At 36.6% G+C, this 13,044-nt stretch carries 22 protein-coding genes and 1 pseudogene; all 23 read right to left on the minus strand.

Translation table 11 applies throughout. From position 1 onward, the window contains the following. The coding region (locus MAQA_RS13100) for a toprim domain-containing protein (protein WP_036074520.1) at positions 1 to 1,061 on the minus strand (1,061 nt) is incomplete at its 3' end. 60 nt (positions 1,062 to 1,121) lie between these two features. After that, positions 1,122 to 1,511 (minus strand): hypothetical protein, encoded by a 390-nt coding sequence (locus tag MAQA_RS13975; RefSeq protein WP_159099984.1) that lies wholly within the window; start codon positions 1,509 to 1,511, stop codon positions 1,122 to 1,124. After that, positions 1,459 to 1,791, minus strand: coding sequence for an ImmA/IrrE family metallo-endopeptidase (locus MAQA_RS13980; protein ID WP_052008631.1), 333 nt, complete (start codon positions 1,789 to 1,791; stop codon positions 1,459 to 1,461). Before MAQA_RS13980 ends, MAQA_RS13975 begins: the two co-directional genes overlap by 53 nt. Positions 1,792 to 1,844: 53 nt before the next feature. Next, positions 1,845 to 2,210, minus strand: a complete 366-nt coding sequence (locus MAQA_RS13985) for an ArdC-like ssDNA-binding domain-containing protein (RefSeq protein WP_052008632.1) — start codon at positions 2,208 to 2,210, stop codon at positions 1,845 to 1,847. Between the two features lie 15 nt (positions 2,211 to 2,225). After that, positions 2,226 to 2,438, minus strand: coding sequence for a hypothetical protein (locus MAQA_RS13110; protein ID WP_036074521.1), 213 nt, complete (start codon positions 2,436 to 2,438; stop codon positions 2,226 to 2,228). A gap of 59 nt (positions 2,439 to 2,497) precedes the next feature. Then, positions 2,498 to 3,766, minus strand: coding sequence for a type IA DNA topoisomerase (locus MAQA_RS14945; protein ID WP_206537558.1), 1,269 nt, complete (start codon positions 3,764 to 3,766; stop codon positions 2,498 to 2,500). Between the two features lie 17 nt (positions 3,767 to 3,783). Continuing rightward, the gene (locus tag MAQA_RS14950) at positions 3,784 to 4,659 is read right to left on the minus strand and encodes a DNA topoisomerase (protein WP_206537559.1); all 876 of its coding nucleotides are present in this window, start codon (positions 4,657 to 4,659) and stop codon (positions 3,784 to 3,786) included. Between the two features lie 27 nt (positions 4,660 to 4,686). Next, positions 4,687 to 4,965: a hypothetical protein gene (locus MAQA_RS13120; protein WP_036074523.1), complete on the minus strand. Its 279-nt coding sequence runs from the start codon at positions 4,963 to 4,965 to the stop codon at positions 4,687 to 4,689. Then, positions 4,946 to 5,335: a hypothetical protein gene (locus tag MAQA_RS13125; RefSeq protein WP_036074525.1), complete on the minus strand. Its 390-nt coding sequence runs from the start codon at positions 5,333 to 5,335 to the stop codon at positions 4,946 to 4,948. Before MAQA_RS13125 ends, MAQA_RS13120 begins: the two co-directional genes overlap by 20 nt. A 17-nt stretch (positions 5,336 to 5,352) precedes the next feature. After that, positions 5,353 to 5,547: pseudogene (locus MAQA_RS16720) on the minus strand (CPBP family glutamic-type intramembrane protease); the annotation flags it as partial. A 149-nt stretch (positions 5,548 to 5,696) separates the two neighbouring features. Beyond that, positions 5,697 to 5,822, minus strand: a complete 126-nt coding sequence (locus MAQA_RS16300) for a hypothetical protein (RefSeq protein ID WP_277619994.1) — start codon at positions 5,820 to 5,822, stop codon at positions 5,697 to 5,699. Between the two features lies 1 nt (position 5,823). Beyond that, positions 5,824 to 6,498 (minus strand): relaxase MobL, encoded by a 675-nt coding sequence (mobL, locus tag MAQA_RS16305; protein ID WP_159099988.1) that lies wholly within the window; start codon positions 6,496 to 6,498, stop codon positions 5,824 to 5,826. Further along, entirely contained in the window at positions 6,491 to 6,964 is a 474-nt protein-coding gene (gene mobL, locus MAQA_RS16310; protein ID WP_052008634.1) for a relaxase MobL, read from the minus strand. The genes mobL (MAQA_RS16305) and mobL (MAQA_RS16310) overlap by 8 nt, the downstream gene beginning before the upstream one ends. Further along, positions 6,924 to 7,175: a relaxase MobL gene (mobL, locus tag MAQA_RS14000; protein ID WP_052008635.1), complete on the minus strand. Its 252-nt coding sequence runs from the start codon at positions 7,173 to 7,175 to the stop codon at positions 6,924 to 6,926. The genes mobL (MAQA_RS16310) and mobL (MAQA_RS14000) overlap by 41 nt, the downstream gene beginning before the upstream one ends. Positions 7,176 to 7,198: 23 nt before the next feature. Further along, entirely contained in the window at positions 7,199 to 7,609 is a 411-nt protein-coding gene (locus MAQA_RS13135; protein WP_036074527.1) for a hypothetical protein, read from the minus strand. Next, positions 7,599 to 7,808: a hypothetical protein gene (locus MAQA_RS13140; RefSeq protein WP_036074530.1), complete on the minus strand. Its 210-nt coding sequence runs from the start codon at positions 7,806 to 7,808 to the stop codon at positions 7,599 to 7,601. The genes MAQA_RS13135 and MAQA_RS13140 overlap by 11 nt, the downstream gene beginning before the upstream one ends. 332 nt (positions 7,809 to 8,140) lie before the next feature. Then, positions 8,141 to 8,299: a hypothetical protein gene (locus tag MAQA_RS13145; protein ID WP_159099986.1), complete on the minus strand. Its 159-nt coding sequence runs from the start codon at positions 8,297 to 8,299 to the stop codon at positions 8,141 to 8,143. 10 nt (positions 8,300 to 8,309) lie between these two features. Continuing rightward, a complete protein-coding gene (locus MAQA_RS13150) occupies positions 8,310 to 8,939 on the minus strand; it encodes a hypothetical protein (protein ID WP_036074533.1) in 630 nt (209 codons plus the stop codon). Next, positions 8,936 to 9,544, minus strand: coding sequence for a hypothetical protein (locus MAQA_RS13155; RefSeq protein WP_036074534.1), 609 nt, complete (start codon positions 9,542 to 9,544; stop codon positions 8,936 to 8,938). The genes MAQA_RS13150 and MAQA_RS13155 overlap by 4 nt, the downstream gene beginning before the upstream one ends. 21 nt (positions 9,545 to 9,565) lie before the next feature. Next, on the minus strand, positions 9,566 to 10,645 hold the full coding sequence (locus tag MAQA_RS13160; RefSeq protein WP_052008636.1) for a peptidoglycan DD-metalloendopeptidase family protein: 1,080 nt from the start codon (positions 10,643 to 10,645) through the stop codon (positions 9,566 to 9,568). Between the two features lie 5 nt (positions 10,646 to 10,650). After that, positions 10,651 to 11,301, minus strand: a complete 651-nt coding sequence (locus MAQA_RS13165; RefSeq protein WP_206537560.1) for a zonular occludens toxin domain-containing protein — start codon at positions 11,299 to 11,301, stop codon at positions 10,651 to 10,653. A 10-nt stretch (positions 11,302 to 11,311) separates the two neighbouring features. Continuing rightward, positions 11,312 to 12,601 carry a hypothetical protein gene (locus MAQA_RS13170; protein ID WP_036074537.1) on the minus strand — a complete coding sequence of 430 codons (1,290 nt, stop codon included), beginning with the start codon at positions 12,599 to 12,601 and terminating at the stop codon, positions 11,312 to 11,314. Further along, the coding region (locus MAQA_RS13175) for a hypothetical protein (protein ID WP_206537561.1) at positions 12,598 to 13,044 on the minus strand (447 nt) is incomplete at its 5' end. The genes MAQA_RS13170 and MAQA_RS13175, both read right to left, overlap by 4 nt.

Below are 13,044 nucleotides of genomic sequence, written 5' to 3' on the forward strand. Positions count from 1 at the left end.
TGCGCTTCCTTTCCCTGCCGCAACTGAAGACGATTTTGGAATTGTTTGGTGACTTGTTGCCAAGTCTTTTGAAAAGGTTCTGGATGATCCTGCAGTAGATCATTTAAATCACGTTTCTGATCCGGATATGGAAACTCCTTGTAAGGAATTTGTTGGGTTCGAAAAAATGTCTTCCATTTTTCTTGTTCCTTCTGACCTGCTTGATCTGGATCAAAGGCAAGGATCACTCCTCGCTCTTGAAAAGGGGCTGGCTGTTGTTCGACGTATTCTTTCATTTGTCGGGTATGGTTCACTCCTGTAGCCGCAATGAATTCGACATCCGGATCGACTTCCTTCACCGATAAGGCATTCAACACAGACTCTGTCAGTAAGATAGGTGATTTTTCGGTTGAAGTGATCGTATGCTGGAAATTTTTCGTCTGCTCTTTTTGATACTGCACCACACAATGTAGTTCTTTCGGATATTCTTTGTTATAAACCACATCAGGAGAGGTAGAACGTAATAATAAACGGTCTACCTTTCCTTGTTCATCATAAAAAGGGATCACTACATCTCGATTTTCAAACCGTTTCTGTGATTGTTCGGTTCGCCCATATCTTCGCATCAAACCAGGAAAAGCTTGTAACAACCGTGTCCCGAATTTATCGTCCGGGGTAATAATCACGTGACTTTGATAGGTCCCTCGGTGCAAGCCTCGATATTCCCTTCCTTTCTCATGATCAAAAGAACCGAGTTGATCCGTAAAGTAACGCATATTCGCTGTCAGCACCTTTAATTCCTCTCGTTCAGCAGATGACAACCATCTTTTGGTTCGCTTCTTTTGTTGGGACTGTTCTTGAAAAACGGCACTTTGTTCCTGATTCGTATAATGGATACGTGTCGTTTCTCCACATTTATTTTGTCGATTACAATAAATAACCGTTGGATTTGACTTATACATGAAAGCTTCGGCTTGCTGACAGCTTGGGCAAGTACATAAATAATATTTTCCATGTGACCGAGCATTTAAATCCTTTAATACTTCTTCTGGCGATTCATATTCGATTATATTCTTTGGCATAGCGTATCTCCTTTTCATAAAAAGGGAACCCATTTTAAGATATGAGTTCCTTTTGAAAGATTATCTTACTAAATCAGATTTACCTGATTGATAGTAGGTTGCTTGCTCATTGCCATCATCTTTTTCGTAGTTGTTTTTCTCAATTTTCTGTTCCTTTTTTAAGGATGGATCTAATTCCTCTTCTAATTCTGTAATCAAATCCTTGGATACACGCTGCACATCGCTCAATACAGCAAGTCTATCTTCAATTTTCTGACCATTATTTGTCCACCCAGCTATATAAGGTAATGACTTTTCTTCAGTATCCATACCAAATTTGCTAGCTACAACGTAAGCGGTCATTTCAGCTTGTAATTCTTGAATGGCGGCTGATGGTTGTTTCCCACCATTTTCTATTTTATTTTTTTTTAATTGTTTCTGCATTGTGAAGACGAGAATGCGCCAGTTCATGTATTAGCGTACTTACTTGGTGACTTGGGCTTGAATCTTGATTTAATTCGATCCATTCTTTCACTGATTTTTGATTGTCTTCACGCATTAATTGAAGATAAGCGCCTTTTGTACTGCCCAAATCATCAACTTCCATCACTGTAAGTCCTTGTTTCTTAGCAATATTTTCCAGCCCTTCACGAATCTCTTTTAAATCACCATTATGTTCAAAATGATAGGTTTTTGGGAAAAGTTTAGGATAGTCACTTTCTTTTGCATTCGTTTGACTAATATCAAACACATTGCCCAGTTTGAATCGTTGAATTTGTTTAATATTTTTTAACTCTCCAGATTTTATTTTTTGTTTTTTTCTTCAGGCGTTGCTTGGCTTACCTGTATCCATTCCTTCCCTCTTTGAAAGAGCGTGACCTGTGTAGGAACAAAGATCTTAATAGCTTTTTGCCCTTTTAATACTGATAGCCCTTGTTTTTTAAAATAGGCAAAAGAACCAACGCCTGTTGCACCAGGCATTTGAGAATAGATTAGTTGCTGATTCTTCGCGGAGTAATTCGGAAATCGTGACATAAATTGGAGATATTCTTTTAAATCCTCTGGATTTGTTGTATAGTTCTCCATTTTTTCGTACATTTCATTGGTTAAATGCTCAATTTCTTGTTTCTTTTCTTCTGGTGATTTCACTTTATAATTTTTATTTTTCATGTAAGTCTTTCTCCTTTAATCGAAAATATTCCATACAAATTTTTGAGTGCCAGTATCAAAAGGAAGATAAATCTCTTCATCTTCCTTTGGGTCTTTGGGAATTAAAATTTGAATCATTTTGTAATCCTCCTCTGTTAAGTCAATGGTCATCTCTTGATTATTCTCTGGAACATACAGAACAGCCTGTTTCTCATTATGTTTTAGTTCTACTAATAAACTGATAGTCATTATTGATCTCTCCTTCATCCATTAAAAAAAACATTCATCTGAATGCTTTTTTAAATTTTTTATTTCTTGTTTACGCCAGAAAAATCAAAATTAATCTTTCCGCCAATTAGCTTTAGTTGTGCTTCAAAGGATTTACCTGCTTTACTTTTAAACCCCTTCAAAACTGGAGTGGTTCCTTTGCTTAATAAACTCTTGATCTGTGTTTCTGAAAGTTTTTTCCCGGCAATGACTTTACTCATGCTAAAAGTACAGGAAGGATCCTCTCTATATCCCTCGCACCCATAAAACTTTCCTTTATCTTTGACAGCTTTTCCACATAAAGGGCAGGTACCGATTGTGGAAACTTGTTCATTCTGTTGTTGAAGTTTTTCAAGTGCTTCTCTACTTTGATTCATTCTCTCCGGTACTTGTTTGAGGTATTGTTTGATGAGGTGCTTAATTCGTTTGATGAACGTTTCCTGGTTTAATGAACCCGTACTAATCGATTTTAAGTCTTTTTCCCACGCCGCTGTCATTTCCGGACTATTGAGAAGTTTATCCTCTTCCAGTACTTGCCCTAACTGTTTTCCTTTATTTGTGATCACAATTTGATTTTTAACGATTTCCATGTAAGCCTGTTTTTTCAATCTCTCGAGTATATCCGCACGTGTGGCTTCGGTCCCAATGCCTTCGACTTCTTTCAAAATTTCTTTTGTTTTTTCATCTTCTATCTTTTTCCCGGCATTTTTCATCGCCTGTACTAAGGTCCCCTCTGTATAAGGTTTCGGTGGCGTAGTTTCTTTTTGAATTTGCTTTAAATCGGCCTGAAGCTTACTATCTTCTTCTAAAGGAGGAAGTGTATGATCAGGTTCTCTCTTCTCCTCTTTCACCTCTGATAGCAGGCGTCGCCACCCTTTATCAATTTCCACTTTTCCTTTAGCCACGAATTCAAGTTGTTGACATTGTAGGTCAACCTTTGTTTCTTCGTATTGATAAGGATTGGCAAACATGGCTAGTGTGGTTCGAAGAACCCGTTCATAAACCTGTTGTTCTAAGTTTGAAAGACTTTTTAATTCTTGCGAAGTTGGAATTTTTCTTGTTGGAATGATGGCGTGATGTTCTTGTACCTTTTTAGAATTCACATACCGTGAACGGCTTTCTGTGTGCTTTAATGCTTCCTTGATGTCATAAATCTTTTGATACTGACTCTTATATTCTTTCAAGTACGCCATTTCATTCTCGGTAATATATGGGGTATCCGTTCTTGGATATGTTAACCATTTCTTTTCATAGAGTGCTTGCACGGCTTGTAAGGTTTGCTTGGGTGATGACTGATAGGTCTTACTCATCACAATCTGTAAAGCACTTAAGGAGAAGAGTTGTGGACTTTGTTTTTTCTTTTTTTGCTCTTTTCAATTCGTTTAACCTCAACCATTTGTTCCCCTAAATTCACTCCCTTTTCCTTTAGGAATTGGGCAAGTTCCGTTTCATGACTAAATTTCTGGGATTCCTTTAATCGTGCAGAAAAAGTTTGATCGTCTTTCTTGACTTGTAGTTCAAGTTCAAAATAGGGTGTGACCTTGAAGGTTTCCATTTCTTTGTTTCGTTGATAGACCATCATTAAAGTAGGAGTCTGAACCCGTCCAATAGGATAAGTCCCTCTCATTCCGAGCTTTTGCAGGTATAACGTATAAAGGGGGGATAGATTCATCCCCACTAACCAATCACTCTTTTGTCTCGTTTGGGCTTCTAGGTATTTAGGATAGGTTTCTTTTGCATCTTTAAGTGTCGCAAAGCCTTTACGAATCACCTCTTTTTCAAGGGAATTAATCCATAATCGTTGGATGGTTTTCTTTTTTGGATCAGGGATTGCCTGGTTTAAGATTAACCAGGCAATCAACTCTCCTTCTCGATCACTATCCGTTGCAATAATGATGGTGGAGGCCTCTTGTAGTAAATGTTTCACGATCTGGAATTGTGTTCTTTTTTCTGGATCGACTCGATATTTCATGGGTTCCGGAAAATAAGGGAGTTTTTCAATTGACCAAGGACCTTCAAATTCTGGATACTCATTTGGTAAACTTAACCCAACTAAATGGCCAAATCCGTAAGTAACAGCAGCTCCATCTGGAAATAAGGGATCTTCAATCTCAAGATAACCTTTTTTCATCGTCTGCTTATGCATGGCTTGAGCATACTCTTTAGCTTGAGATGGCTTTTCAGCTAAAATGACCGTTTTCATCTGAACGCTCCTTTCCTATGTCTTTTTTTACCTACTCCATCCTTTATTCGATTGAAAGTAAGTTTGCTGTTCAGATTGCTTTTCTTTCTGTTCGTCTAAACGCTGTATGTGCTCTGTAATTATTTGTTTCTGATCAGCTGTTAAGGGTTCACCCATAACAAGAATTTTTTCATCTGATTCTTTTAATAGGTCTTTTTCATCTTTATCCTGTCCATATTCTTCTTGAATCTCATCTTTATCCCATTTATGAAGTCGATCTTCTAGTCTTTTCTTTCCAACTAGCGCTTTATAGAAATTTTTTTTCATTTTGATCAAGATTTTCGTGAAACTGAATCGCTCTGTCTAGTTTCTTTTCGTTAGATTCCATTCTTTTTTCATCCCACTCCTTTTCCGTATATATAGGAATTTCAAGATGCGATTCTTCTGAATAAAACCCTCTCCCTTTTCCTATTTGTATAGTTTCAGATGTCTGCTTCTCCATTTCTTTACGAAGCGCAGCTAACGTTCGAGCATCTCCATTGATTCGCAGAGGTGTGTCACTTTTTGAAAAACGAATGGCACTTTGAATTTTAGCTTCCGGGTTTACTGCACCTCGATTGGCATGGCTAATTGACAACGTCGGGTCATTTTTCATATGCTTGATTAGAATTTCTTTTACTTTTGGATCTATTTTCATAAGCTTCTCCTTCCTTATTAGTGATTCATCATACTTATAAAAACCACAAAATTATTGAAAACATGCAAACATGCACTTCCCATCCAGTTGGTTTTATAAGCTACCCAACAATAGATAAGACCTATTGTTAAGTACGGCCATAGAAAATGTTCTCCATGGAGAACTGCAAAAAGCAAACTACTCAAACAAGCACATAGGACCACCCCCTCTCTCCTTTGAAAAAATCTCCAGCGTTTTAATTTTTTTTAATGGCCACAAAAAAAGAATGTATCGATTGATACATTCTTCTAACATTGGAGATAGACAAACAAGCAGGATGCCATATAAAAGCCAATTCGTTTGCAATTGAGAAACTAATTGTTCATTGTTTTGATTCGACAGGTTCCATTTCCACATGATCAAACTGAAAAGAAATTGCGAGCCTATCTGTAGAAGAAAACCAATCGCTAAAACCTTCCATGTTTTTTTTGTCCCCTAACCGTTTCATCTTATCGACCTCTCTGCGTCGCTTGACTCTGATAAATTTGTTGTTGCAGTTGTTCGTATTCCTGTTCATCCCTCATTTTGTTTCGCTCGTTGACAACGACCTTTTCCAATTTTTTCATTTGATGAAGGATCACTTTTTCGTTAAATAAGCTCTTTTTAAATGGAGCGACAGGTTTCCAATTCCCATCATATTTTTGTTGATTTCCCGGTCCTTGAGCTAACTGAAAAAGTTCTTTTCGATCTTCTTTCGTCATATTTTTCAGTTCTCTTAAAATTTTATTTCCCGATCGCTCATAGAGTTCTTGTAGCTTATTTTCCTTATAATGATTCGTTATTTTTTCGCCATTACCAGCTATTTGAAGGTTACTTTCCTCCTCTTTGGGATAACCCTGTTTTTCTTCCCCACCTCCATAAATACGAAGTCGTTTTTGTTCCTCATCGTCTAAAAGACGAACCAATTCTTTGTAGGCTTTCGGATTCTTTTCTTTCATATAGTAATCCGTAATTTGATTCACTTCTTTTCGAAAGGGTTCCATTTCCTTTTTATTGTATTGCCAATTTTTTCGATCAGAAGGTAATGTTTTTAATAAATTTCGGTATTGCTGACAAAGATAACGATCTTCCTTCGAAAGATGAACCGTGTTTTTTAATAAATGGTTTCTGGATAGTTCATGAATTTTTTTTCAATTCTGGACTTCTGTCAATCAAACTATTCGCAAATTTTGATTTCATTGAATCGAGTGTTTTTCGCTTGACCCGTCCTTTATTTTGCCAGTCAAAATTCCCCGTTCTTTCATAATGTTGGGTTTTTTTGTTAAAGATTTTAATTTCGCGAAAGACTTTTTCTTTGGTATTCACCATCTCGACCGAACCAACATGCACGTGGATATTATCGGTATTGTAGTGAATACTGGCTGTCCATATTCCATGGTCCGTTAGCCCTTCTCGAGCAAACTTTTCCTCCATCGCAACACGAACAGCTTGTTGAATTTTTCTTTCATCTAGTTCTCCTGTTTTCCCATCGTAAAGACCTTCTTCTTCTAAAAAGGAATTATCAAACGAAAAGACATCTTGCCATAAACTACTTTCATTCGCTTGGGCTTCAGCAAACCATTTTTTCATTTGGTTCGCTTTTTTTTTCATCTAGATAATCTTCGGTTGCCGAAAAAAGACCCGAGCTTTTTGCTGGGTTTTCCATATAATCATTAAATTGTTCATACGCAATGATATTATATTTTTCAAAGGCTTCATTTCGAATAGCCTCCTCACGATTCATATACTCCACGTATTTTTGAAACTTTTCATCTGTACTCGATACAAAACTACTGGCTAACACAATACCTGGTCTGCCCATTTTTTAAATCCTTTCTGTATTCCTTATATATATTCCTGTTGTCTTTTTCGTTTTCGATAATCTAAAACTCGTTTCCTAAATAACGCATACATAGGATCACTTTGATCAAACACAGTGGGTGTTTCCAAGTTTAAGTCCTCCCGTTTAAAGTAATCTAAGTTCTCATCAATTTGGGTGGCAGTTTCATAACAGAGATGTGTCACCATTTCCGATAGAATAGAAATATTCACATCCATTGCCGTCATTTTTTGTGCAGCATTTAAGGTTTGCGCATCAATATATTCCATTTCTCTTTTGATGCGCCAATAATCCTTAACAATGTAATCCACTGCATTTGACAAGCTTGTGACTTCTGGAATGATTTCTTTGAAACCATTTAATTTTTCTTTCGTTTCTGAGTTTAGTGTTAATGTGACTTTTTCTTTACTTGCCATGTGTTATTCCTCTTTCTTCTATATTTGAAGTCATCAATATCTGCACATCTTCATGAAATTTTTCCATCACTTCCGTTTGTCGACTGAGAATTATCTCCAAATCTTCAATCACTTGATAAAACTTATTTTCTCTTTGCTCTATTTCATAGGTGAACATATTTTTTTCTAAAAGAGATGTCATATAAGCGCTAAGTGTCATGTTTTTTTTTCTTTGCTTTTTCTTTATAATATTTCTTCAAAGCTTCATCGATTTCACGTATTCTAATTTCTGCCATTGGATCCGTCCTTTCTATATACATTTTTTATACCATCCTAAACCACAATACATACGTTTTCTATACGGTTTTTATACGTCTTTTTTAAATTTTTTTGTCCCACCTGAAACTCCTTGGCACAGCCAAGGTCACAGCAACAGCTGGGACAGTTTCCCTTATGCTCTTGCATCTAACTCTCTTCTTCAGGGGGGTCTTCTTTGTCTGCTGTTGAAATCTTTCTGCTGCCTCATCGTTTTTCTCCTCCTTAATCGGTTCCTTAGTCTATAACATTCAATTGATCTTGATATTTTTGTTTCTGTCTCTGGTAGGTTTTTACATACTCTTGGTTCGTCTTGATTTCTTCAGCAGTGTTTTCATATTCTGTTTGCACAGTTTGAATTTTATTTTCCATATCTTCTCTGTCTGACCCCACCAATAAATCTATTTCACCTTGCAACTCCTTCAAATAAGCTTTTGCTTCTCGATTGTTTTTTTTGTAAAGCACGAACTTGTTTCTCTTTTTTGGTGATTTTTCTTTCTAAAACCTGTATACGCATTTTTATATTTTCTTTTTCATATTGAGATTTTGCAATAGGCTTCAGTTGTGGTTCTTTTTCTAAGCTATCCTCCGAAAAATAAATAGGATCACTTTCGTACGTTTTACTTGCTTCTCCAATATCATCTATCAACTTTTCTTGAATGACGATTTTTCCTAATGTAAATTTAGTCGGAATCGATTTAACTTGAATTAATATAAAATCGTCGGAAATCATTTTAGTAGTAGCTCGAACTGTTTGTCCTTTATACGTTACAAATTCTGTTCTGACTTTTGGTTTATTTAGCTCCGCATAACTACTTGTTCGCAAAAACCGGAATTCCATATAATGGGTTTTTGGATTATACGCTTGTTGAACTAATTGATAATCTGCATTGCCCACATTAACCTTGCTAAAAGTTTTGATCAAAGGATACTTACTTGCATCGACTCCTTGATATGATTTTGTTGTCAGACAAAAGAAAATAACCAACAGAAAGCCTATCGTAATGCCCAATATTCTTCGTTGTTGTTTGCTCATTTTTCTTCCACCTGCTTCACGTCATTGGTAGGTACTGCAGTAAATAAGAGATTCGTTGCTTTCCACTCCCCATCCGTTTTTTCAAAGTCAACTTTTACGTACATACGTTGTAGTGTGACCGTTTCTTCAACTTTAATCTGGGTCGTTATTTCATTCATAACAACCTGACTGTTCGCTGTCGCTTCAGTGGAAGGAAATGCTTTTAATTCTTGAAGTGTACTTTTCGTTTCATTTTGTTGCTGATCAGATTGTTGTTCTTTCATTTTTTGATATTGACTTTCAGTTAAATAGTCCTTTGCACGATCTAAACGATTATCAATTGTTGTATAGTTAAATAAAGCGTCCATTAATTTTTTATTGGCAACAAGAATATCTGTTGCTTGATCTAAAGATGAACTTTTTTGGGATTGATTATTTCCACTCTCTTTTTTTATAGTTTGATTTCTGTATTGTTGGATTTTTCGATCCTTCTCTTCATTTTTTTGTTTAAACGAACTCAATTCTTGTTTCATTTCTACTCGATTTTGCCAAAGTGTGATTGAAAAAGAGACAGATATTACCGCTATAAATAAGGTAATAATCAATCCAATTTGCATTTTTTTCACCGAACTTCATTCCTTTCTTTGTTAAGAAGTAGCAAGTACACCAAGCACAGGAGCTGGATCCACTTGTCCGCCCATTTTTTTTTTTCGAATTTCAAAGTGGAGATGTGGGCCTGTGCTCTGTCCCGTAGAACCCACCTTACCAATCACTTGTCCTTGTTTGACTTTTTGTCCTACTTTCACCAGAATTTCAGATTGATGCCCATATAACGTCCATTCTTTGTTCTTTCCATGTTCAATTAAAGTGACGAAACCATAGCCACCAAAACCTGATCCAGAAACAGCTGGTTTCATAACCACTACCACTTTTCCGTCATCGGCAGCTAAAATATCAGAACCAATGGGTTGGGCAAAATCTAATCCTTTATGGCTTTCGTGAACTCCCGTTACTGGATTTATTCGATCAGAAAAACCAGAACTGACTCTTGGATTTTTAACTGGGATAATATATTTTCCAGTGCCACCACTTGATCCAGTGTTCGAACAATTCATTGTAAGACCACCAAATTTGTCAGCGATAGCGGTGACTGTTGGAATCCAATTCGCATTTAAATTATTGGGGTCGTTGGCTACACCAATTGGCGCATACACATTGCCAAGTTTTTCAATAGTGGTTAATCCATCCACCACAATTCGATTGTGTAGTGTGACACCCATCGCTTCCATTCCTTCCTTCAAAGAAGAGAAGCGCTTCACCGTACTCATTCCTGTCGCAGAATCCATAATCCCTCCAGGATTATTTTTTTCCACAACGGCTTTACTTGTTCCCCACCCCGTTTCACTCATGGCAATCGCCGCAAATAAAACGGGATCAATGTTCTGTTCTTTTGCGATGGAAATAAATAAGTTTCCTTTACCTTTAAATACACCTGCTTGTTCAAGTGTTTGATTAAAAGTTTCTTCATTGAGTTCACCACTTACGGAACAACCACCTCCAACACCCAAAGTATCCTGCTGAGTAGAGCCCCCAATCAATACGCCAAGCGCACTTATCCCCACAAAAAGAAGAATCACGATAAGTATCACTTTCACACTTAAAAATCTCAGAATTAGAAGCCCCCAAGATTTGGTAGGCTCCTGATTTTGATTATTTCGCTGGGCCATAAAAATTAAGCACCACCTTTAAACCGATCTAACTGTTCAGGTGAAGCTTCAATATCAAGTAACATTTTATTTTCTCGGTCATAGTAAAGAGCTTGTCCTTTATCGAGTGATGTAATAATTTCATATTCGTTTTGAGTAAAAGTTTCCTCCATCACGCTTTTGAGTTTTGGGATCACTGAACTATCCATCCCCATCAAAAATTTATATTGTGTTAAATTGAATACTGTTCGTAGTTTACTTTGTGTAGAACTATCCATTCCATCTGGTAACATTTCGTTCGGCGATTGCGTGGCGAAAATAATCCCTGCTAAAAATTTCCGCATTTCCCGTTGGAAATTGGTAATGGTCTCAACTGCAAAAAGATTACTTTCGTTGATTAGATTGTGACACTCATCAATTAAAATTAATGTCTTGATCGCTTCATCAAAAGTAATCTCACCATTTTCAATGGCTTGTTTCATCTTCATACCATGTTGCATCGCATGATTCCAAATTAGAGTAAGGGACATATAAAGTTGCGCGTGAAACACTTGTTTTTTCATATTGGATAGACCACGAATGTCAAAAAACACGACTTGTTCTTGTGAAAAATCACGCATCGTTGTGGTTCCATCGAAAACATTTCCATAACTTTCCACCATGTTTTTTAAAGTCAAATTCACTTTCTCATACATATTTTGCATGTTGCTCGACATGCCGTTTCTTTTTTTTCGTCTCAAAAACTTGTTCAGAAAAAGCTAGAAACTGACTCATGGTTGGATAAGCTTCTGGAGGAAGATTCACAATGCCTCGTTTCTTCAGCTCTTCTTCTGAAAGGTCTTTTCCCCATAATCCCACATGAATGTAAAAAGCCGTAAGGAGCTGTTCAAAGACTTTAATATCCGAATCTGTGGCGTCTTGGCTCATAAACTGAAAAAGCGTACATACTTTCGAAATATGTTGCTGAAAACTTCCTGCCAAATCAATTTCTTTCGCTTCATCCCCTTTTGTAGCTGTAGCATATATTTGTAAGGGATTTAGTTTTCCATTTGTACCATCGAGCGTTAAATATTTTCCACCTTGTTCTTTTACGAGGTATTCATAATCACGGACTTTATCATAACCTCGTATAAAATAATTTTTAGCAAAGGCATCTTCTTCAATGAGTTTGAGTAATGTTGATTTTCCCATCCCCATATTCCCTAGAACAATAATATTAAAAAAGGTTCGTTTTCCATTAACTGAAAACATATCCCAAATAAAGGAACCACCCGTTGCTGTGGTGGCTAATGCCATTCCAGACGGATCACTTAAAAAGGTATGATCAAAAAAGTACCCAGCGCCAAGTGTTGATGCTGGTACCGCTTTTCCCGAACGCTTACTTGGGAATTTTTTCTGTTCGTCAATGGGAAGAATGCGTGAAAGCCATTCATCTTTTTCCTCAAATAAAAAAACGGACGATCGAAAGGATCGTCCTTCTAGGTCTTCTTGAATGGCGTCTATTTTTTTATCAAGCTCTTCTCGACTTTTAGCTGAAAGAAAGATGCGGATATGCATTTCTTTCATAATTTCTCCTTGTTCCGCAATTTGACGGTTTAAAGATTCTAAAACCTCAAGTTCGTATTTAGCTGTATATTTTTCTTGAATATGTCTTTCTTCATAAGTCCTAGCTTGTTGTTCAGACATTGCTTTTTTCAGTCTTTTTAACGTGACCGCACGATTTTCGCTCACAACATCCATCGCTACTACCGTATCATCTCGATTAATGAGTTCAGTCAACCAGTACTGAGGCACATTGACTGGTGTATCAATCAAATGTAAACACGCTTCGTAACCATTTCCAGTTTTCACATAACGATCTTCACGAAAAGAAATGCCTCCTTCTGGTGCTAGTCGACTCAAAAATAGTCGATTTTGATGAACTTCTTCTTTCTTTTTATTTCTTTTTTTCTGAATCGCTTTGGTTAGTTTATTCATTCCATCACCTTATTCCCTAATACTAAATTTAAGTTAAATACTTTTTTATGAATTTGTTCAATTTTTTTGGGTGCAAGTTGCGTCGCATAAAAGTATGTGTCTGACAATCGAATGACTTTTTGAAAATTATTATTCAGTTCTCGCATGCTTTTTCCGTAAATGAATAAATAATATTCTTGATTGGATTTTTCATTTTCAACTTGTTGGAGTTTTCTCAAAGTCTCTTTACAACGAGTTTTCTGCAAAGGCGTAGAAGCTCGCTGAAGCATTTTTCTCCAGTATCTTTGTTGTTCCTTTGTATCTGCTGGAAAACGCATGGAAAGGATCTTATAAGGTTCAATATAATTGGTATTGAACCTCGCAAATTGTCCCATTGCTTTCCTTGCTTCATCCTGATTCAAAGCATTGACATCCGTACTTTTGAGAAGCAGCACTGTGTAAAA

This window comes from Listeria aquatica FSL S10-1188 (genome assembly GCF_000525795.1).
In the GTDB taxonomy this organism is placed as follows: Bacteria; Bacillota; Bacilli; order Lactobacillales; family Listeriaceae; genus Listeria; species Listeria aquatica.

What these genes read in the sequence shown, in the direction of transcription:
- mobL (WP_052008634.1), bottom strand. Translation starts at nt 6,964, where the DNA reads ATGAAAAAAAAAGCGAACCAAATGAAAAAATGGTTTGCTGAAGCCCAA.
- MAQA_RS13120 (WP_036074523.1), bottom strand. Translation starts at nt 4,965, where the DNA reads ATGAAAAAAAATTTCTATAAAGCGCTAGTTGGAAAGAAAAGACTAGAA.
- MAQA_RS13985 (WP_052008632.1), bottom strand. Translation starts at nt 2,210, where the DNA reads ATGAAAAATAAAAATTATAAAGTGAAATCACCAGAAGAAAAGAAACAA.
- MAQA_RS14950 (WP_206537559.1), bottom strand. Translation starts at nt 4,659, where the DNA reads ATGAAAACGGTCATTTTAGCTGAAAAGCCATCTCAAGCTAAAGAGTAT.
- MAQA_RS16300 (WP_277619994.1), bottom strand. Translation starts at nt 5,822, where the DNA reads ATGAAACGGTTAGGGGACAAAAAAAACATGGAAGGTTTTAGCGATTGG.
- MAQA_RS13975 (WP_159099984.1), bottom strand. Translation starts at nt 1,511, where the DNA reads ATGAACTGGCGCATTCTCGTCTTCACAATGCAGAAACAATTAAAAAAA.
- mobL (WP_052008635.1), bottom strand. Translation starts at nt 7,175, where the DNA reads ATGGGCAGACCAGGTATTGTGTTAGCCAGTAGTTTTGTATCGAGTACA.
- MAQA_RS13160 (WP_052008636.1), bottom strand. Translation starts at nt 10,645, where the DNA reads ATGGCCCAGCGAAATAATCAAAATCAGGAGCCTACCAAATCTTGGGGG.
- MAQA_RS13170 (WP_036074537.1), bottom strand. Translation starts at nt 12,601, where the DNA reads ATGAATAAACTAACCAAAGCGATTCAGAAAAAAAGAAATAAAAAGAAA.
- MAQA_RS13110 (WP_036074521.1), bottom strand. Translation starts at nt 2,438, where the DNA reads ATGACTATCAGTTTATTAGTAGAACTAAAACATAATGAGAAACAGGCT.
- MAQA_RS13140 (WP_036074530.1), bottom strand. Translation starts at nt 7,808, where the DNA reads ATGACACTTAGCGCTTATATGACATCTCTTTTAGAAAAAAATATGTTC.
- MAQA_RS13125 (WP_036074525.1), bottom strand. Translation starts at nt 5,335, where the DNA reads ATGAAAATAGATCCAAAAGTAAAAGAAATTCTAATCAAGCATATGAAA.
- MAQA_RS13150 (WP_036074533.1), bottom strand. Translation starts at nt 8,939, where the DNA reads ATGAGCAAACAACAACGAAGAATATTGGGCATTACGATAGGCTTTCTG.
- MAQA_RS14945 (WP_206537558.1), bottom strand. Translation starts at nt 3,766, where the DNA reads ATGAGTAAGACCTATCAGTCATCACCCAAGCAAACCTTACAAGCCGTG.
- MAQA_RS13135 (WP_036074527.1), bottom strand. Translation starts at nt 7,609, where the DNA reads ATGGCAAGTAAAGAAAAAGTCACATTAACACTAAACTCAGAAACGAAA.